20 protein-coding genes are annotated in these 18,849 nt (G+C 33.1%); 11 read left to right on the forward strand and 9 right to left on the reverse strand.

Features of this window, described 5'->3' with window-relative positions; translation table 11 throughout:
• Positions 1-245: 245 nt before the first annotated feature.
• Positions 246-935, reverse strand: coding sequence for an SIMPL domain-containing protein (locus V7P59_RS07285; protein WP_333809500.1), 690 nt, complete (start codon positions 933-935; stop codon positions 246-248).
• Positions 936-991: 56 nt separating this feature from the next.
• On the reverse strand, positions 992-1,618 hold the full coding sequence (locus V7P59_RS07290) for a rhomboid family intramembrane serine protease (RefSeq protein WP_333809501.1): 627 nt from the start codon (positions 1,616-1,618) through the stop codon (positions 992-994).
• 79 nt (positions 1,619-1,697) lie between these two features.
• Between V7P59_RS07290 and V7P59_RS07295 the strand changes: the two genes are divergently transcribed.
• Positions 1,698-2,579, forward strand: a complete 882-nt coding sequence (locus V7P59_RS07295) for a lysophospholipid acyltransferase family protein (protein WP_333809502.1) — start codon at positions 1,698-1,700, stop codon at positions 2,577-2,579.
• A 17-nt stretch (positions 2,580-2,596) separates the two neighbouring features.
• Here the strand turns inward: V7P59_RS07295 and V7P59_RS07300 are convergent, their stop codons facing one another.
• The 3 genes from V7P59_RS07300 to V7P59_RS07310 are packed head-to-tail and all read right to left on the reverse strand — an operon-like array spanning position 2,597 to position 5,360.
• Positions 2,597-4,084: an aminotransferase class V-fold PLP-dependent enzyme gene (locus tag V7P59_RS07300; RefSeq protein WP_333809503.1), complete on the reverse strand. Its 1,488-nt coding sequence runs from the start codon at positions 4,082-4,084 to the stop codon at positions 2,597-2,599.
• Positions 4,085-4,095: 11 nt separating this feature from the next.
• Positions 4,096-4,590 (reverse strand): hydrolase, encoded by a 495-nt coding sequence (locus V7P59_RS07305; protein WP_333809504.1) that lies wholly within the window; start codon positions 4,588-4,590, stop codon positions 4,096-4,098.
• A 5-nt stretch (positions 4,591-4,595) separates the two neighbouring features.
• Positions 4,596-5,360 (reverse strand): MBL fold metallo-hydrolase, encoded by a 765-nt coding sequence (locus V7P59_RS07310; protein WP_333809505.1) that lies wholly within the window; start codon positions 5,358-5,360, stop codon positions 4,596-4,598.
• A 114-nt stretch (positions 5,361-5,474) separates the two neighbouring features.
• Between V7P59_RS07310 and V7P59_RS07315 the strand changes: the two genes are divergently transcribed.
• Both V7P59_RS07315 and rlmH read left to right on the forward strand, forming a co-directional pair.
• Complete coding sequence (locus V7P59_RS07315) at positions 5,475-6,950, forward strand: TonB-dependent receptor (RefSeq protein ID WP_333809642.1); 1,476 nt, start codon at positions 5,475-5,477, stop codon at positions 6,948-6,950.
• A 205-nt stretch (positions 6,951-7,155) separates the two neighbouring features.
• Entirely contained in the window at positions 7,156-7,629 is a 474-nt protein-coding gene (rlmH, locus tag V7P59_RS07320) for a 23S rRNA (pseudouridine(1915)-N(3))-methyltransferase RlmH (RefSeq protein ID WP_333809506.1), read from the forward strand.
• 54 nt (positions 7,630-7,683) lie between these two features.
• Here the strand turns inward: rlmH and V7P59_RS07325 are convergent, their stop codons facing one another.
• Positions 7,684-8,421 (reverse strand): hypothetical protein, encoded by a 738-nt coding sequence (locus V7P59_RS07325; protein WP_333809507.1) that lies wholly within the window; start codon positions 8,419-8,421, stop codon positions 7,684-7,686.
• A 4-nt stretch (positions 8,422-8,425) separates the two neighbouring features.
• Entirely contained in the window at positions 8,426-9,247 is an 822-nt protein-coding gene (gene folP, locus V7P59_RS07330) for a dihydropteroate synthase (RefSeq protein ID WP_333809508.1), read from the reverse strand.
• Between the two features lie 89 nt (positions 9,248-9,336).
• Between folP and V7P59_RS07335 the strand changes: the two genes are divergently transcribed.
• From V7P59_RS07335 to V7P59_RS07355, 5 genes are all read left to right on the forward strand, one after another.
• Positions 9,337-9,876 carry a DUF1599 domain-containing protein gene (locus V7P59_RS07335; RefSeq protein ID WP_333809509.1) on the forward strand — a complete coding sequence of 180 codons (540 nt, stop codon included), beginning with the start codon at positions 9,337-9,339 and terminating at the stop codon, positions 9,874-9,876.
• A gap of 61 nt (positions 9,877-9,937) precedes the next feature.
• Positions 9,938-11,011: a MauE/DoxX family redox-associated membrane protein gene (locus tag V7P59_RS07340; RefSeq protein ID WP_333809510.1), complete on the forward strand. Its 1,074-nt coding sequence runs from the start codon at positions 9,938-9,940 to the stop codon at positions 11,009-11,011.
• 3 nt (positions 11,012-11,014) lie between these two features.
• The gene (locus V7P59_RS07345) at positions 11,015-11,515 is read left to right on the forward strand and encodes a TlpA family protein disulfide reductase (protein ID WP_333809511.1); all 501 of its coding nucleotides are present in this window, start codon (positions 11,015-11,017) and stop codon (positions 11,513-11,515) included.
• Between the two features lie 110 nt (positions 11,516-11,625).
• Positions 11,626-12,375, forward strand: a complete 750-nt coding sequence (tpiA, locus tag V7P59_RS07350; protein ID WP_333809512.1) for a triose-phosphate isomerase — start codon at positions 11,626-11,628, stop codon at positions 12,373-12,375.
• Positions 12,376-12,511: 136 nt separating this feature from the next.
• On the forward strand, positions 12,512-12,904 hold the full coding sequence (locus tag V7P59_RS07355) for a DUF1801 domain-containing protein (protein WP_333809513.1): 393 nt from the start codon (positions 12,512-12,514) through the stop codon (positions 12,902-12,904).
• 33 nt (positions 12,905-12,937) lie between these two features.
• On the opposite strand, the gene rho is transcribed toward V7P59_RS07355, so the two are convergent.
• Entirely contained in the window at positions 12,938-14,689 is a 1,752-nt protein-coding gene (gene rho / locus V7P59_RS07360) for a transcription termination factor Rho (RefSeq protein ID WP_333809514.1), read from the reverse strand.
• A 186-nt stretch (positions 14,690-14,875) separates the two neighbouring features.
• Between rho and V7P59_RS07365 the strand changes: the two genes are divergently transcribed.
• The gene (locus V7P59_RS07365) at positions 14,876-15,286 is read left to right on the forward strand and encodes a DUF4293 domain-containing protein (RefSeq protein WP_333809515.1); all 411 of its coding nucleotides are present in this window, start codon (positions 14,876-14,878) and stop codon (positions 15,284-15,286) included.
• A 107-nt stretch (positions 15,287-15,393) separates the two neighbouring features.
• Here V7P59_RS07365 and V7P59_RS07370 read toward each other — a convergent pair whose 3' ends face one another.
• Positions 15,394-15,888 carry a metallophosphoesterase family protein gene (locus tag V7P59_RS07370; RefSeq protein WP_333809516.1) on the reverse strand — a complete coding sequence of 165 codons (495 nt, stop codon included), beginning with the start codon at positions 15,886-15,888 and terminating at the stop codon, positions 15,394-15,396.
• Positions 15,889-15,985: 97 nt separating this feature from the next.
• On the opposite strand from V7P59_RS07370, the gene truA reads away from it, so the two are divergent.
• Both truA and V7P59_RS07380 read left to right on the forward strand, forming a co-directional pair.
• A complete protein-coding gene (gene truA / locus V7P59_RS07375; protein WP_333809517.1) occupies positions 15,986-16,732 on the forward strand; it encodes a tRNA pseudouridine(38-40) synthase TruA in 747 nt (248 codons plus the stop codon).
• Positions 16,733-16,771: 39 nt separating this feature from the next.
• Complete coding sequence (locus V7P59_RS07380) at positions 16,772-18,523, forward strand: ABC transporter ATP-binding protein (RefSeq protein WP_333809518.1); 1,752 nt, start codon at positions 16,772-16,774, stop codon at positions 18,521-18,523.
• Positions 18,524-18,849: the final 326 nt, after the last annotated feature.

Genomic DNA, 18,849 nt, shown 5'->3' on the forward strand with positions numbered 1-18,849 from the left:
ATTATCTCTTTTTTATGCAAGTATTTGTATATTTGAGTTGTGCAACAAGCACAGCGGTTTTAATAAATGGTTAATCTTCCACAAGAAAATCATCTTAGCAGGAAAATAAATTGTTTAGCTAGCCGACACTTAGCTAAGTCGCAATCCAAAAAAACCAAAAAAACTATTCATGGCTACTCGCCATTTTAAAGTATAGTAAAAAGCCAGAACTTTCATTCTGGCTTTTCTATTTATTTAAATAATTCTTATTCTAACACAAACGAAACTGATACATTAGAAATAATCTCAATTTCTCCAATGGCTAGAGTTTCTTTTGGCATTTGCTCATAAGCTACATCTGCTGACTTCATTGAAGCATAGACTGGTCTTGGGTAATTTGTATAAGAGTTGTCTGAAATTACTAAGGCCTTCCCTACTTTTTGTCCCGCTAAAACCGAAACATAATCTTCTGCTTTTTGTTTCGCATCTAAAATGGCTTTCTTGCGAGCTTGAGTTTCATATTCTTTAATTTTAGATGATTTGAATTCTACCCCTTGTATCGAGTTAATTCCGCTATCTACTAAATCCATCATTAATTTATCATATTTAGACAAATCTTTCAAATTAATAGAAATGGTTTGATTTGTTACATAATTGTATTTTTTCGTATTATAATCGTAGTTTTTGTACAAATTCACACGTTGCGTTTGATAATCAGCTGTTGGAATACCTCTTTGTTTGATTAGCTTCAACACTTTATCTACGATTTCGTCGTTTTTCTTTTTCACTTCGGCGGCTTCTTTTCCCGTGTTTTCAACCGCTACCGTTATAAGTGCTTCATCTGGAATTACTTTAATTTTTCCTTCTCCCGAAACGCTAATTTGTGGTACTTGTTTTACTTCCTGAGCCTGAATTGAGGCAGTGACTAATGCTAATAATAAGATTATTTTTTTCATATCTGTATGTTTTAATAATTAGAAGTTTTCAAGTATTATGCCAAAAATGTAGGGATTTATATTTTCCTCATTTTAGCCAAAATAAATAAGATTATTATTGGTATTAATAAGGCAATTACTGTTATTGGCTCTTCAGAAATTAAAAATGGATGTTTGGCTAATGTTATCCCAAATCCGCCAATAGCGCCACCAAAATGTGCTACATGACCAATATTGTCATTTTTGGCCTTCATTCCGTAAATTGAAAATAGTAAATAGGCAAATCCAAAAACATACCCCGGAATAATTCCGTACATATACAAATTGGGCTCTAATAAAATGGCACTATAAATGATTCCGGTAACAGCTCCTGAAGCTCCTACTGCTCTGTAATAATAGTCTTCTTTATGAAAATACAAGGTTAGTAAGTTACCCGCTATCAAACTACCAAAATATAAATAAGCAAAATACAATGCTCCAACATTCGCTATTACAAATGGAGCAAACATATAAAGCGTAAACATATTGAAAAACAAATGAGCAAAATCAACATGTAAAAAACCAGAAGAAAACATCCTATATTGCTCTCCTGAACGGATGCTTCCGATATGAAATTCGTATTTTCTAAAGAAATGGGTATCGTTAAAAGCTTTGTAACTGATTAAAACATTTGCTGCTAAAATCACTAATAAAACAATGTTCATAAAGTTTTTTTTGTAAATTTAAGAATAGTTTGGCGAATATACTTCTAACTAAAAAAGTATATTTGTAAAAAATTTAGGAATGCAATTATTAGTTTACATCATAATTTATCCAATTCTATGGTTAATTTCCATATTACCTTTCCCAATATTTTATTTGTTTTCTGATTTTGTTTGTTTTTTAACGTATAATATCATTGGGTACAGAAAAAAAGTAGTGCGTGCTAACATTAAACTGGCTTTACCTCATTTATCAGAAAAAGAAAGATTGATTATAGAAAAGAAATTTTACAGTCATATGTGTGATATGTTTTTAGAAATGATAAAAACCATCACCATTACTCAAAAAGAAATTGAAAGACGTTTCTCTTTTAGTAATATGGAAGTGTATTACGAAATGGAAAAAAAGAATAAAAGTATTGCCTTGATGTGTGCACATTATGCGAGTTACGAATGGGTAGTTTCAATGAATTATTATACTAATTTCAAAGGTTTTGGTATTTATAAAAAATTGGCTAATCCGTATTTTGATAAACTCGTAAAACGTATTCGTTCTAAGTTTAAAGCCGAATTAATTACAACTAAGCAAACTATCCCAACTATTACTGAAAATCATAAAAACCATATTTTAGGATTGTATGGCTTCGCAAGTGATCAATCGCCAAAAGCAAATGCAGCTTATCATTGGGCTCCGTTTATGGGGCATATTGTTCCCGTGCACACTGGTGCCGAAATGCTAGCTAAAAGATTCGATATGAATGTGATTTTTTTGAAAGTTAAAAAAGTAAAACGTGGTTATTACCAAGCTAGTTTTGAAGTACTTTCAGAAGATGTAAAATCGGTTCCAAATTATGAAATCACAGATAAATTTCTAAAACTTGTAGAAGAACAAATCTACGAAGCACCTGAATTTTACTTATGGACACATAAAAGATGGAAACATATTAAAGAAAAAGCTCAGTAATTACTGAGCTTTCTTTTTTATAAATTAAACCAATTGTGAACCATTTCTTTGATATCGCCTTTGGCCTCTTTATGAACAAATTCATTTGTTTTGGGATTATATTGATAATCTATACCCCATTCTTTGTGATTAGCTGCTAAAGCTTTGATGTTTTCACAAACATATTCAATCTCCTCAGTTGTTGTTGTTGGATGAATTGACATACGAATCCATCCTGGTTTTTGGATTAAATCACCTGAAGTTATTTTACAAACCAAATCGTGTGACGTTTCTTGGTCAACGTGTAACAAATAATGACCATAAGTTCCCGCGCAACTACAACCTCCACGTGTTTGAATTCCAAACTTATCATTTAGTAATTTTACTCCTAAGTTATAATGTAAATCATCAATATAAAACGAAATTACTCCTAGTCTATTTTGATGCTGATTGGCTAAAATGTGTAAATTATCAATAGAATTTAATTCTGAAAAAATATAATCAATCAATTCGTGTTCGCGATCTAAAATATTCTGAACACCCATTTTTTCTTTCAATTGAATCGCCAAAGCGGTTTTCATCACTTGTAAAAAACCTGGAGTTCCACCATCTTCTCTATCTTCAATATTATCGATGTACTTGTGCTCACCCCAAGGATTGGTCCAACTCACGGTGCCACCACCTGGGCAATCAGGAACGTTATTTTTGTATAAGTTCTTGTTAAAAATTAAAACTCCCGAAGTGCCAGGGCCACCTAAAAACTTATGAGGCGAAAAGAAAATCGCATCTAAATAAGCTTCTGGATCTTCCGGATGCATATTGATATTCACATACGGACCCGAACAAGCGAAATCAGCAAAACAAACTCCGTTATTTTGATGCATCAATTTCGCCACTTCATGATAAGGTGTTTTAATTCCGGTTACATTGGAACACGAGGTAATTGAAGCTATTTTAAAACTTCTGTCTTTATATTTATCTAATAAAACTTTTAAATTTTCGATACTAAATAATCCATTTTCATCCGCTGGAATAATTTCAACATCAGCAATCGTTTCTAACCATGACGTTTGATTAGAATGATGTTCCATGTGTGAAATAAAAACTATAGGTTTAATAGCATTTGGAATAGTAGTAAATTCTTTTAAATTCTCTGGAATACGAAGTCCTAAAATGCGCTGGAACTTATTTACAACTCCTGTCATTCCTGTTCCATCGGTAATTAGAATATCATTTTCATTGGCATTCACATGATGTTTGATTATGTGACGTGCTTCATGATATGCCATTGTCATAGCCGTTCCTGTAACCGAAGTTTCTGTATGGGTATTGGCAACAAACGGACCAAATTCATTCATTAACTTCTCTTCAATTGGGCGGTATAATCTTCCACTGGCAGTCCAATCGGTATAAATTATTCTCTTTTCGCCAAAAGGTGATTGAAAACTTTGATTGATACCAATTATATCCTTTCTAAACTGATCAAAGTAACATTCTAATTGGGTTTTTGTAGTTGTAGTTGACATTGTGTTGCGATTTAATCTATTCTTTGTTTAGGATACAAAACGGTTTCTATTGTTTCAAAATTTGTAGGTTTACCTTCAGTAACAAAATATTTCACCAATATTTGTCCCCATAATTCTCCATTTGAAAACTCGGCAATAATCCATCTGTGATTTAAAACTTTAGAAGTATTTACTAAAAAGGGTTTACCATTAATAGGTTCGTAAGGCACTAATGGATTTCCGTTTTTATTTTCGTTTAACGCAATTAAGTCCTCTCGTACTTTAATGGCCACTTCTTTATAATCCAAATTGTTAGAATACAAGTATTCTTGTGCATCTTCATCACTTTCTAAAGCAAAATAATTTGCATTAGAAAGCTTTAAAACTGAATCGCGAGCGGTTTCAAGATTTTTTTTAATTCCTGCAACTTCTTTGTCTTTTGCATCTAATATTTTTGTAGAATTTACATATTGAAATACATTAAACAACAATGAAAAAATCAAAGCATACAAAATTACGTTCTTCATAAATCTTAAATATTAATTTCTAAATTATCATAAGCTACAAAAACATTTGGTGGTAATTTCTTCTGAATTTCTTCATGAAAACCAAACAAATGACTAATGTGAGTTAAATATGTCGTTTTTGGACGCACCAAAGATATGAAATGTAAAACTTCTTCTAAATTAAAATGTGTTGCATGGGACTCTTCTCGCAAACAATTTACAACTAAAACGTTACAATTCTTTATTTTTTCAATTTCAGATGATTCCATCGTCTTAACATCAGTCAAATACACAAAATCTTGAATGCGATATCCAAAAACTTGTAACGAACCATGATAAGCATTAATTGGAATAATTATTTGTTCATTTACAACAAAGGATTGGTTTGGAATTACTTCGTTTTCAACCACTGAAGGAGCTCCAGGATATTTGTTTTCATTTTCAAAAATATAATCAAATCGCTTTTCTAAGTTTTTAAGTACTCTGTTGTGAGCATAAATTGCAATGGCACCTTGTTTAAAAAAGAACGGACGAATATCATCTAAACCTGCAGTATGATCGGCATGTTCATGTGTAAATAACAATGCATCAATTTTTTGACATTTCGAATTGAGCATTTGTTGTCTAAAATCGGGGCCACAATCAATAACAATAGAACTATTTTCGGTTTCCACCCAAACGGAAACACGTAATCTTTTATCTTTTTCATCTGAACTCAAACATACAGAATGATGACTTCCAATTACTGGAATTCCTTGTGATGTTCCGGTTCCTAAAAAGTAAATTTTCACAGCGTTATCTTTTGCACAAAAATAACAATAATTATGGTAGTTTTTATAAAATGATTAACTTTGCCATTAGAGACATTATTACTAAGTCCTCCAAAATTTATTTTAATGAAAAGCATGGTTACAGATATTAAAGTTCGTGGAGATAAAGTTATTGAACAAATCCCATCAATTAAAGACAAAGCACTTCGTATAAATCTTAACGAAAGTATTTACGGAACCTTTGCCGAAATTGGTGCTGGACAAGAAACTGTTCGTAACTTTTTTAGAGCTGGAGCTTCATCAGGAACAATTGCAAAAGCAATGTCAGCCTACGATAAAGACTTTAGCGACGCCATTTATGGAGTGGAAGAAGACGGACGATATGTAACCGAAAGTCGTCTTAGAAAAATGTTAACTCACGAAATCAATCTTGTGGAGCAACGTTTAAGCAGAGACAAACATCCAAACAAATTATTTTTTAGTTATGCCAATACTGTAGCTACTATCGATTTTGCTAAACAGTACAAAGGGCATGGCTGGGTTGGAATAGTTTACCAAGTAGAACCTGATGAAGATTATAACGAAATCATTCTTCATATTCGTTTTAAAGAAAATGACGCCAAATTACAACAAGAAACTTTAGGAATCTTAGGGGTAAATTTAATTTATGGAGCTTTTTATAAATACAACGATCCTAAAAAACTGTTACGTTATCTATATGATCATTTAGACAAAGATCAATTAGAAATTGATACTGTAAATTTTTCCGGTCCGCGTTTTGCTAATGTAGACAATCGTTTAATGAGTTTACAATTGGTGAAAAACGGTATGACCGATGCCGTAATGTTTGGTCCTGATGGAAAAAACATATTACCAGCAGCAGTATTATACAAGAAAAACATTTTAGCTTTAAGAGGAAGTTTTAGACCCGTAACTAAAGTAAATATGGACATGTATGAAGAATCATATAACATGTTCATCAAAGAAAATAAAGTAGCCGAAGATAATACGTTTGTGGTTTTCGAAATTACGCTTTCTAACTTAAAAGCTGAAGGTGAAATTGACGAACGCGATTTCCTTGACAGAGCTGAATTGCTTTGTAAATTAGGGAAAAACGTAATGATTTCAAACTTCCAAGAGTATTTCAAAGTTGTTGAATATTTCTCAAACTATTCTAAAGCGCGTATGGGATTAGCCATGGGTGTAAACAACTTAATTGAAATTTTCGACGAAAAATATTATCGCCATTTATCAGGAGGAATTTTAGAAGCGTTTGGAAAACTATTCTATCGCGATTTAAAAGTGTACTTGTACCCAATGAAAGACGAAAGTGGCAATATCATTACTTCTGAAAACTTAAAAGTTCATCCTAGAATGAAAGAATTGTATAAATTCTTCAAATTCAATGGAAAAGTAATTGACATTAAAGATTATGATGAAAAGAACTTAAATATCTTCTCTAGAAAAATTTTAAAAATGATTTGTAGAGGAGAATCGGGTTGGGAAGATATGCTTCCCGAAGGAACTGCCGATATCATTAAGAAAGAAAAATTATTCTCTTACGCTTGCGAAGTAGATTTCAAAGAAAAACAAACGGAAGAAATTAATTAATTTGTTTTTAAATTCCATAATTTTAAAAAACCACATAGAAACATAGGTAAAAAAGAGGGATATAGCCCAATAATTGGGTTACACAAAGCCTATGTTAACTATCTAAAGTAAAACGTCTTTTTACTTTTTAGTTCAAATCTATGCTTCTATGTGGTGAAATAATCACTCCAAAAAGAGTAATTATACTTTTAAAAAAACAAACCTCATGAACATTCGTCTTTTAACTATTGGTAAAACCGACAATAAATCATTACAAACCTTAATTGATGATTACACCAAGCGTTTGTCGTTTTACGTGAAATTTGATTTAGAAATCATTCCCGATATCAAAAACGTAAAGAATTTATCCGAAGCCCAACAAAAAGAAAAAGAAGGCGAATTGATTTTATCCAAAATCACCCCAACCGACCAATTAATTCTACTCGACGAAAACGGAAAAACATTCAGCAGCGTAGGTTTCTCTGACTTTTTACAAAAGAAAATGAATGCTGGAATTAAAACCTTAGTGTTCGTTATTGGTGGTCCATACGGATTTAGTGAAACCGTTTATCAAAAAGCCCAAGGAAAAGTTTCGTTATCCGAAATGACATTTTCGCATCAAATGGTACGACTTTTTGTAATCGAACAAATTTATAGAGGTTTTACGATTTTAAGAAACGAACCGTATCATCATCAGTGAGAATAAGGTAAATGGATAAAAGGAAGTTACTTCATCCAATTCTTAACTTATTACTTACAACTTACACCCACATTCTGGTAATTTCTTCTCATCATAAACAAACTCAAAAGAAGATAATTGGATTTCGTTATTTGTTGCTTTCCATGCCAATATTTTATTTTGAATGTATTGGTCATACGTTAAGCGATTATCGAAATTCAAATGTAGCATTGTGATTTTTCCATCGCTTGTGAAATCGGTAAATTCTTTAATATAGGTCGCAAATTCTTCTCTTGAAACCTCTACTCCATCAACAGTAATTTTATTGTCTTTATTAAAATTAACAGTGAAATTGTGATAATTTCTGTAGTGCTCGGCATGTTTTTTAATGAAGAACTTAGAGAAATGTTTTCTGTATTTAAACTCTACATCGGTAAAAGGAAAAAAAGCTAAATTCTTCGCCACACTATCTGAATATGTAAAAACGTTCATTGTTCCTTCTTTTGAATGCGAACTGCGTTTCTTTTTATCTTGCAAATTCATCACTTCTGGAATAACTAATTTCAGAGGCAAACGTTTGTCGATATTGAAAACCCAATTGGTTGAAGCGATAGAATTCTTGCGATTTACTTCTACAATCGTATCTAATTTTTCTTTATTTTCTGGATTTTCTTCTGTCTTAAAAAACATATAAATTGGCGAATGATCGGTCATTTCTTTTAAAACCGATACATTTTCTTGAGGCAACAATACTTCTTCATTGTTACAAGAAAACAAACCTATCAAGGCAACTAAAGCAACTATTTTTTTCATGCTATTATTTTAATTTACTGACTAATTTTATGCATTCGACGACTTCTTTTACATCGTGAACTCGGAGAATTTTAGCTCCTTTTTGCAATGCGATTGTGTTTAAAACAGATGTTCCGTTCAAGGCTTCTTGTGGAGAACTTTCTAATACTTTATAAATCATCGATTTTCTTGAAATTCCCACTAATAATGGCAATTCTAATATTGAAAACAATTCCATTTTATGTAGCACTTCGTAATTCTGTTCTAAAGTTTTAGCAAAACCAAATCCAGGATCAATTACAATATCAGAAATTCCATAGCTTCTCGCCTTTTGAATTCGCTCTGAAAAATAGAAAATCATTTCTTTAACAATATCGTTATAATCTGTCAAACTTTGCATCGTTTGTGGATTCCCTCGCATATGCATCATAATGTATGGCACTTTCAACTGGGCAACGGTTTCCAACATTTTATCATCTAACAAACCTGCCGAAATATCGTTAACCATCGCTACTCCGTTTTCAATAGCAGCTTTCGCAACATTAGCTCTAAAAGTATCTACTGATAAAATAATATTAGGAAAAGTAGCAACCAATGATTTAATAATCGATTCCAAACGCTTGATTTCTTCCGCTTCCGAAACAAACTCGGCACTTGGCTTACTCGAATAGGCTCCAATATCAATAAAATCAGCTCCTTCCGATATCATTTTATCTACCTGATGAATAATCGAATTGATTTCTTTATGCTTGCCACCATCGTAAAACGAATTGGGCGTCACATTTAAAATTCCCATCACTTTTGGAGTTGATAAATCGATTAATTTTCCGTTACAATTGATATTCATCTTAATTTGTATTTCTTTTCACTTTTCACTTTTCACTTTTCACTTAATTGCTTACTTTTGAAAAATTTCACACAAATATACAGCAAATAATGTCGAATACTTCTCAACAATATGATAAAGTTATAGCGGTTTGTCGCGATTTATTTTCAAAAAAAGCACATGATTACGGCACCGCATGGCGTGTTTTACGTTTACCTTCTTTAACCGATCAAATTTTTATTAAAGCACAACGAATCCGTAGTTTACAAGAAAACGAAGTACGTAAAGTGGATGAAGGTGAAGCATCAGAATTCATCGGAATCATCAATTATTGTGCGATGGCTTTGATTCAAATGGAGAAAGGAGTTGCCAATCAACCAGATATGTCAGCTGATGAAGCTGTAAGATTATACGATGAGAAAATTGCGGAAACGAAAGCCTTAATGGAAAACAAAAACCATGATTATGGCGAGGCTTGGCGCGATATGCGAATCAGTTCTTTAACCGATTTAATCATTCAAAAGTTACTTCGCGTAAAGCAAATTGAAGACAACAAAGGAAAAACTTTAGTTTCGGAAGGAATTGACGCAAACTACCAAGACATGATTAACTATTCGGTTTTCGCCTTGATTTTAATGGAGAATAAATAACAAGTCGTTAACAGCTTCCTTTTTTTGAATGTTGTATTTTTATCAAAATTAAAAATTGAATATGAAGAAAGAAACCCTATCTTGGATTTTACGCCTTATCATTTCAGCTTTATTTATACTATCAGCTGTAGCCAAATTATATCCATCGCCGTATTTTGCAATTTCTACTTTTGAAGTAAAACAATTATATCCACTAGGATTTTCAGAAGGTTTTGCTCCTTATTTTTCAAGAATTTTAATCGGAATTGAATTTGCATTAGGAATTTCAATTTTACTGAAAGACTACTTAAAAAAAATCACGATTCCAGCTACGATTTTATTGTTGGCGGTATTTACGATTCATTTAAGTTATACGACTTTTGTGAGTGGAAATGCAGGAAACTGTGGTTGCTTTGGAGAACTAATTCCAATGACACCGGTGGAAGCCATCATTAAAAATATCATTGCTATTGGATTGTTAGTTTGGTTATTCAAAATACTACCTGCTGATGGAAAATCGAATTTTTGGTTGTTAAAATCGGTAGGATTAGGCTGTATTTTAGGGCTGTTTATGGTGGCTCCTATTCGTCCAGTTGAAAAAGTTGTGGAAGAACCCACTTCTGAAATTCAAGAGAATTTAGGTGTAATTGTGGATTCTACTTCTGTCTTAACTACAGAAGAACCAAAAACTGAAATCGTTAAAGATACCGTAAAAAAAATAGAAGAAAAGAAAGCTGAAGACGCTCCTAAAAAAGTAAAATCGGGTTACGAGAAATATTTTCCAGGTATTGATACTGATAAAAAGATTCTGTGCTACTTTGTTCCTGGTTGCGACCACTGTATGGATACCGCAAAAGAATTGAACGAAATGCGTAAAAAAGACAAGAATTTCCCTCCTATTTATGTGATTTTCATGAACGAAGAACCAGAGAAAATTCCAACTTTCTTTGAATTCGCAGGAACGAAATTCCCATACAAAATGATTGATGTCATTCCGTTTTGGACCGAATTAGGTTCAGGAAGAGATACACCTGGAGTAAAATATTTATGGAATGGAAACGAATTCAAATACTACGACGGAATTAATGAAAATAAATTCAATGGTACTGAATTCAAAAAATTAATTAAAAAACCGTATTCGGAATTAAAAAAATAAGCTATGAAAAAAATATTCGTTTTAGCTACTATGCTAATCAGCACTTTAGGATGTGCTCAAAAAGAAGAAACTGCATTTAAAAATGAAAGTCTTAATCATACTTTAAAAACAACAAATGATCAGCCAATTACTTTCCAAGAAGTAGTAAAAAAACATGAAGGAAAAACGATATTTATAGAACTTTGGGCTTCATGGTGTTCCGATTGTATTAAAGCAATGCCAGAAGTAAAAAAATTAAACCAAACGTATGGTAAAGACGTTGTTTTTGTAAACTTATCCTTTGACAAAACATTTGAAAAATGGATTCAAGGAATCGAAAAATATGAAGTGGAAGGTGAGAATTACTTCATTGGTGATAACATGAAAGGAACATTTGGAAAATCATTAGATGTAGATTGGATTCCAAGATATTTAATAGTGGACAAAACCGGTAAAATTGTTTTATACAGAGCCATAGAAAAAGACTTTGACAAAATAAAAGAGGTATTAAACAAGGTTAAATAAATGTCGAATCTTCGCAAACCTTTGCGTAAATTTATTACAATGAGGTGACCAAAAAGTACTAATTAAACAAACAAATTAATACTTTTGAAATTAATAAAAATGAAATTTCAATGAGAAAAAATATCGTTGCCGGAAACTGGAAAATGCACAAAACTCAAAAAGAAACCGTTGCATTAATAGAAGAAATTATCGCAAAAAAACCAAATACAACTACTGAAATTATTGTAGCTCCAACGTTTGTCAACCTATCAAAAGCAGTTGAAATTACGAATGGAAAAGGAATTACAGTTGCGGCTCAAAACATGCACCAAGCAGAAGGTGGCGCTTTTACAGGTGAGATTGCAGCTTCAATGTTAACCGATATCGGCGTAACAACTGTCATCTTAGGTCACAGTGAAAGACGTGCCTATTTTCATGAAACCGATGCTTTATTAGCTAGTAAAGTCGATACCGCTTTAAAACACGAAATGCTCGTTATTTTTTGTTTTGGTGAAGAGTTGAAAGACCGTCAACAAAATAACCATTTTAATGTTGTGGAATACCAACTTCGCGATGGATTGTTTCATTTAGAAAAGAAAGATTGGGCGAATATTGTTTTGGCTTACGAACCGGTTTGGGCAATTGGAACAGGCGAAACGGCTTCTCCAGAACAAGCACAAGAAATGCATAAATTCATAAGAACTTTAGTTGAAAAAGTATACGGATTTGATATCGCAGACAACTTAACCATTTTATACGGTGGAAGTGTAAAACCAGACAACGCTAAAGAAATTTTTTCTAAACCTGATGTTGATGGCGGATTAATTGGTGGCGCTGCGTTAAAAGCTGATGACTTTTTGGCAATTGTGAATGGGTTTTAATTTTTTTGGAACACAGATAACATAGATTTAACGGATTTTCACCGATCTTTTAAATGTGTTATTTCAAAATAAAACTATTATTAAACTCCGAGACTTCTCGGAGTTTTTTATTACATTTGGTTGAAACAATAGTTTTATGAATTTAGATATTCAGACATATAACAACTCGCAATCTACAGAAGATAAATTAATTTGTGATGCATTAGCAGAACAAATCAACTTGCATTTACCAGAAGCAGAAAATAAAATTTGGCATGCCCATCCGGTTTGGTTTTTAGATGGCAATCCCATTGTAGGTTACAGCAAACAAAAGAAAGGCATTAGATTGATGTTTTGGAGCGGAAAGTCATTTGAAGAAACTAAACTCAATGTTTTAGGAGCAAAATTTCAAGATGCTTCTATTTTTTATAATTCGGTTAACGAAATCGACTCTACTGATTTAAAAATTTGGCTTCAAAAAGCAAAAGAAATTCAGTGGGATTACAAGAATATTGTACAACGAAAAGGAGTTTTGGAAAGGTTAAAATAAAAAAAACTCCGATTTTCATCGGAGTTTCTGTTTTTATTCATTCATTGAAATTAAGAATTCTTCGTTGTTTCTGGTTTTCTTGAAACGGTCGTGGATGAAATCCATAGCTTCTACTGGGTTCATATCGGCTAAGTATTTGCGCATAATCCACATTCTTTGAATTGTATTTTCATCTAATAATAAGTCATCACGACGCGTACTTGAAGAAACCAAATCGATTGCAGGGAAAATACGTTTATTGGCAATTCTTCTGTCCAACTGTAATTCCATGTTTCCAGTTCCTTTAAATTCTTCGAAGATTACTTCGTCCATTTTAGAACCGGTTTCTGTTAATGCGGTTGCAATGATACTTAACGAACCTCCATTTTCTACATTACGAGCCGCTCCAAAGAAACGTTTTGGTTTTTGTAACGCATTCGCATCTACACCACCACTCAATACTTTTCCTGATGCGGGTTGAACTGTATTATAAGCTCTTGCTAAACGCGTAATTGAATCTAATAATATCACAACATCATGACCACATTCTACTAAACGTTTTGCTTTTTCTAATACAATATTAGCAATTTTAACGTGCTCTTGTGGCTCTCTGTCGAAAGTAGAAGCGATTACTTCACCACGAACACTACGTTGCATATCCGTTACCTCTTCTGGACGTTCATCAATCAATAAAACAATTAGATAAACTTCTGGATGATTCGCTGCAATAGCATTCGCAACATCTTTCAATAACATGGTTTTACCCGTTTTTGGTTGGGCTACAATCATACCACGTTGTCCTTTTCCAATTGGCGAAAACAAATCAATAATACGAGTCGAAATGGTACTATTGCGTTCTGCTAAATTGAATTTCTCTTTTGGGAAAATTGGTGTTAAATGATCAAAAGCAATTCTATCACGCACTACTTGTGGATCGTGACCGTTGATTTTCAATACTTTTACCAATGGAAAATACTTCTCTCCTTCTTTTGGAGGGCGCACTACTCCTTTTACAGTATCACCCGTTTTTAATCCGAATAAACGAATTTGAGAAGTTGACAGATAAATATCATCTGGAGACGCTAAGTAGTTGTAATCTGACGAACGTAAAAATCCGTAACCATCAGGCATCATTTCTAAAACGCCTTCACTTTCGATAATTCCATCAAACTCATAATCAGGTTCTCTGAAATTTTGTTTTTTATTTGGATGTTGGTTTTGATTTTTGTTACCATTCCCATTATTACCATTTGGTACTTCAGTAAGAGCATTCTTTTTGTAATCAGGATGGTTGGGGTTATTTTGATTCGCCTTATGATTAGGGTTTTTAGGCTGAATCTTTTCTTTTGAAATGGTTTCTGCAGCAACTGCCTCTGTTGTTGTTTTCTCTTCTGAAGAGGTTACTTCACTTTTAGTTGCTGGTAAAGGTTTTTTATCTTTAAACTCTTTACGAGGTTGTTTAGGGGTTTGTTTTGGAGCCGATTCAGAAACTTCTTCTTTTACTTTGCTTTCTGATTGAATTTCTTCAACTTTTACAGGTTCGGAAAATAAATCTTTTTTAACTTCCGATGCTTTAGCAATTCCTTTTTTTGGGGTAATTCGTGTTCTTTTTTCTTTAGGCTTTTCTTCTGGGGTTTCAGGAGCTATATCTGATTTAATAACTTCTGGCTGTGCCGCTTGCAAATCTAGAATCATGTACACCAAGTCGTCTTTTTTTAGCGAACGGTACTTATTGATTTTTGCAACTTTTGCAATCTCTTGCAAATCAGAGAGTTTCATCTCCTTTAATACTTCAATATCAAACATGGATATAAGTTGAATAAAATTGTTGATTGAGTTAAAACAAAAAAATGATAGATTTTTTTTGAGGTGTAAGGTGTCGCAGAATGAAGTACTTACGACTAATACACTGCAATAATACGAATAAATTTGAATATAACAATAGTTTTAATTGAAAAGAAATACTATTTTTGCTCAACAAATTAATTCGAAATGATACAAAGAATTCAAACGGTTTATATGGCAATCAGCGCAATTGTGATGGGAGCTTTGCCATTTGTGTTTTCTTTATGGACAACTACTGATAAAAAAGAAGTGTTTTTTACTTCTTCTTTATTGTATATTATCCTATTTGTGGTTTCGGCTTTATTAGCAGTTTTTAGTATTATTAATTTTAAAAAGAGACAACATCAATTTGTGTTAAACAGATTGAACATGATATTTAACTTTATTTTACTAGGATTTTTTGTGTATCGCTCGCTAAACTTATCCGGAGAAGCTGTAGTTTCTGAGAAGGGTATTGGGATGTTTCTTCCTGCAATTTCTATCGTTTTATTAGTCTTGGCCAACAAGGCAATAAAAAAGGACGAAGATCTCGTAAAATCTGTTGATCGATTACGATAAACCTATCATCTTAGTTTATTAGTGCGTGAAAAATCCGATTCGAAAGTTTCGGATTTTTTTATTTAAACTGAACACTGCCCCCGAAGTTTCGGGATAAATACTGAAAACTACTTCTTCCCTAGTTCAATTACCTCCAAACTCTGAATTTTATCGCCATCAATTTCAAAACGCAACATGGTTCGTACTTGGTGAAAACCATATTTTCCACAAGCACCTGGATTCATGTGTAATAAATTCAATTTTTTATCGAATTGCACTTTTAGAATGTGCGAGTGACCACAAATGAATAATTTCGGAGGATTTTTTGTGATTTCAGCTCGAATTGCTTGATTGTATTTATCAGGATAACCACCAATATGTGTAATCCAAACATCGACTCCTTCACAGAAAAAACGATTGTGTAATGGAAATTCTAAACGTGCTTTTTCATCGTCGATGTTGCCATAAACGGCACGAAGTGGTTTTAATTTTTTAATCGTATCTGTGACTTCTAAATTTCCAATATCACCTGCGTGCCAAACTTCATCGGCTTGGTTGACGTATTTCAAAATAGCATCATCAATGTGACTGTGCGTATCGGATAACAATAGAATTTTCTTCATAAGACAAAATTAAGTTTTTATTATCACAATTTGAAACGAACTTTACTTTTGAATTTTGTAAATTTGCAAGCTATTTAAGAAAACGAAACACCCAATTTTGAGATATTTCATTGAATTTGCCTACAACGGAAAAAACTTCCACGGATTTCAGAGTCAGCCTGACGCCGCTTCGGTACAGGAAACTTTGGAAAAGGCACTTTCTACCCTTTTAAGAGAGACTATCGCTATTGTAGGTGCCGGAAGAACCGATTCGGGTGTGCATGCCAAGCAAATGTATGCGCATTTTGAAACCAAATTGGAATTGGATTCCGACTATTGGACACACAAATTGAATTCATTTTTACCGCCATCGATTGTAGTGTATCGTCTTTTTAAAGTGGCAGATGATGCTCATGCGCGTTTTGATGCGACTTCGAGAACTTACGAATATTACATCCACACGTTTAAAGATGCGTTTATTACCGATGGAAGTTGGTACCATTCTCATCGTTTGGATTTGGACAAAATGAATGAAGCGTGTAAAATTTTGTTTGAATACATCGATTTTGAGTGTTTTTCGAAAGTACATACTGATGTGAATACCTTTAATTGTAAAATTTCGGAAGCGCATTGGAAACAATCGGGAAATCAGCTTATCTTTACCATCACCGCGGATCGATTTTTGCGCAATATGGTAAGAGCGATTGTGGGAACTATGGTAAACATCGGTCTAGGCAAAATAGAAGTTGCTGATTTAAGAACGATTATCGAAAGTAAAAACAGAGGAAAAGCCGGATTTTCAGTTCCAGCACACGGATTGTATTTGGTGAATGTTAGGTATCCGTACATTGAAGACAGAAAATAGATTTTAGAAAATAGAACACAGAATATAGAAAATAGATAAATGAAGCTCATCAAATCCAATTCACTAAAAAAAGTATTGCACTATGCGAAGCCTTACCAAAAAAGGTTCAATTGGGTAATCGTTTGGGCTATCTTACTTTCTATTTTTGCTGCAGCGCGACCTTATTTACTAAAGCAAACGGTTGATGAATACATCAAACCTGAAGACAAACACGGATTACTTTTATATGTAATCATTATGGCAGTGGTACTTTTATTAGAAGTATTAGCGCAGTTTTACTTTACCTATTGGGCAAACTGGCTCGGACAAGACATTATTAAAGATATTCGCGAAAAATTATTCCATCATATTACTTCGTTTAAAATGAAGTATTTTGATAATGAACCTGTTGGGAAATTAGTCACACGTTCGGTTTCCGATATCGAATCAATTGCTAGTATTTTCAGTCAAGGTTTGTTTATGATTGTGAGTGATGTTCTGAAAATGATTGTGATTTTGGGAATTATGTTCTTCATGAACTGGAAATTATCATTAATCGTATTAGCCGCAATGCCCGTTTTAATATACGCTACCGATATTTTCCAAAAGAAAATGAAAGTTGCTTTTAATGAAGTTCGAAACGAAGTAGCCAACTTAAACACTTTTGTGCAAGAGCGATTAACCGGAATGAAAATTGTGCAATTGTTCAACAGAGAAGCGATTGAATTAGAAAAATTCAAAGAAATCAACCAAAAACACAACGTAGCTTGGTTGAAAAACATTTTGTACAACTCCATCTTCTTCCCTATTGCCGATATCGTTTCTTCGTTAACCCTTGGTGCAATTGTATATTACGCTGGAATTTCCATCATAAATGGCGATACGTTAACTACTGTGGGAGATTTATTCGCTTACACCATGTTAATCAACATGTTATTCAATCCATTGCGTCAAATTGCGGATAAATTCAACGTAATGCAGATGGGAATTATCGCCGCTGATAGAGTTTTTGAAATCTTAGAAAAAGATGATGATGTTCAAGATAACGGAACAGTTGAAGCAACGCATTTTAAAGGGTTGATTCAATTGAAAGACGTTCGTTTTAGTTATATCAAAAACGAAGAAGTTTTAAAAGGCATCAATTTAGAAGTCCAACCGGGTGAAACTATTGCTATTGTTGGAAGTACGGGTGCTGGAAAATCAACAATTATAAATTTATTGAATCGTTTTTACGAAATTGATTCGGGTGAAATTACGATTGATAACCGAAATATTAACGACTATACCTTAGAAAGTCTTCGCAAGCAAATTGCTATTGTGTTGCAAGATGTATTCTTATTTGCTGATACCATTTACAACAACATTACACTTCATAACGACGCAATTACTAGAGAAGATGTAATCAAAGCCGCTAAGAAAATTGGTGTGCACGATTTCATCATGTCTTTACCTGAAGGCTACGATTATAACGTAAAAGAACGTGGTGTGATGCTTTCTTCGGGACAACGCCAGTTGATTGCCTTTTTGAGAGCGTATGTGAGTAATCCAAGTATTTTGATTTTGGATGAAGCGACTTCGTCAATCGATACGCATTCAGAAGAATTGATTCAAAAAGCTACCGAAACCATTACAAAAGATAGAACTTCTATCGTTATCGCACACCGATTAGCAACCGTTATCAACGCGAGTAAAATCATCGTAATGGACAAGGGACAAATCGTAGAATTCGGTAAACATAGCGAATTGGTTAATAAGCCAAATGGTTATTACAAGAAATTGTACGATTCGCAGTTTGCTGTGGAAGTTGAGTAGTTTCAGGTTTCAGGTTTCAGGTTAAACGCAACGTTTGTCTTGCTGTTAAGTATCTTTTGAACTAACGATATAGTTTTAGAACGCGGATAACACAGATTGAATGGATTATCGCTGATTTTTTTGTGTTCCTTGTGCTTTCATTGTGCCCTTTGTGGTTAAACTTTTTACACAGAGATTCACCGAGTTTTTTTTTAATTTGCTTTGTGTTGATAGAGCTACACAGAGACGTTTTACTTTTTGTACTTTAAATTGAATTTGCAATTGAACTTGAATTTGACTTTGAAATTGTTCTTGACCTTGCACTTGTTTTAAATTATTTCCTTAAA

The sequence above is a fragment of the Flavobacterium sp. genome (assembly GCF_036782315.1).
Taxonomy (GTDB): Bacteria; Bacteroidota; Bacteroidia; order Flavobacteriales; family Flavobacteriaceae; genus Flavobacterium.

Coding starts and splice junctions, on each gene's coding strand:
- V7P59_RS07345 (WP_333809511.1), top strand. CDS start 11,015: ATGAAAAAAATATTCGTTTTAGCTACTATGCTAATCAGCACTTTAGGA.
- rlmH (WP_333809506.1), top strand. CDS start 7,156: ATGAACATTCGTCTTTTAACTATTGGTAAAACCGACAATAAATCATTA.
- V7P59_RS07300 (WP_333809503.1), bottom strand. CDS start 4,084: ATGTCAACTACAACTACAAAAACCCAATTAGAATGTTACTTTGATCAG.
- V7P59_RS07355 (WP_333809513.1), top strand. CDS start 12,512: ATGAATTTAGATATTCAGACATATAACAACTCGCAATCTACAGAAGAT.
- V7P59_RS07295 (WP_333809502.1), top strand. CDS start 1,698: ATGCAATTATTAGTTTACATCATAATTTATCCAATTCTATGGTTAATT.
- V7P59_RS07285 (WP_333809500.1), bottom strand. CDS start 935: ATGAAAAAAATAATCTTATTATTAGCATTAGTCACTGCCTCAATTCAG.
- V7P59_RS07335 (WP_333809509.1), top strand. CDS start 9,337: ATGTCGAATACTTCTCAACAATATGATAAAGTTATAGCGGTTTGTCGC.
- V7P59_RS07290 (WP_333809501.1), bottom strand. CDS start 1,618: ATGAACATTGTTTTATTAGTGATTTTAGCAGCAAATGTTTTAATCAGT.
- V7P59_RS07380 (WP_333809518.1), top strand. CDS start 16,772: ATGAAGCTCATCAAATCCAATTCACTAAAAAAAGTATTGCACTATGCG.
- V7P59_RS07365 (WP_333809515.1), top strand. CDS start 14,876: ATGATACAAAGAATTCAAACGGTTTATATGGCAATCAGCGCAATTGTG.
- folP (WP_333809508.1), bottom strand. CDS start 9,247: ATGAATATCAATTGTAACGGAAAATTAATCGATTTATCAACTCCAAAA.
- V7P59_RS07340 (WP_333809510.1), top strand. CDS start 9,938: ATGAAGAAAGAAACCCTATCTTGGATTTTACGCCTTATCATTTCAGCT.
- tpiA (WP_333809512.1), top strand. CDS start 11,626: ATGAGAAAAAATATCGTTGCCGGAAACTGGAAAATGCACAAAACTCAA.
- rho (WP_333809514.1), bottom strand. CDS start 14,689: ATGTTTGATATTGAAGTATTAAAGGAGATGAAACTCTCTGATTTGCAA.
- V7P59_RS07370 (WP_333809516.1), bottom strand. CDS start 15,888: ATGAAGAAAATTCTATTGTTATCCGATACGCACAGTCACATTGATGAT.
- V7P59_RS07305 (WP_333809504.1), bottom strand. CDS start 4,590: ATGAAGAACGTAATTTTGTATGCTTTGATTTTTTCATTGTTGTTTAAT.
- V7P59_RS07325 (WP_333809507.1), bottom strand. CDS start 8,421: ATGAAAAAAATAGTTGCTTTAGTTGCCTTGATAGGTTTGTTTTCTTGT.
- V7P59_RS07315 (WP_333809642.1), top strand. CDS start 5,475: ATGGTTACAGATATTAAAGTTCGTGGAGATAAAGTTATTGAACAAATC.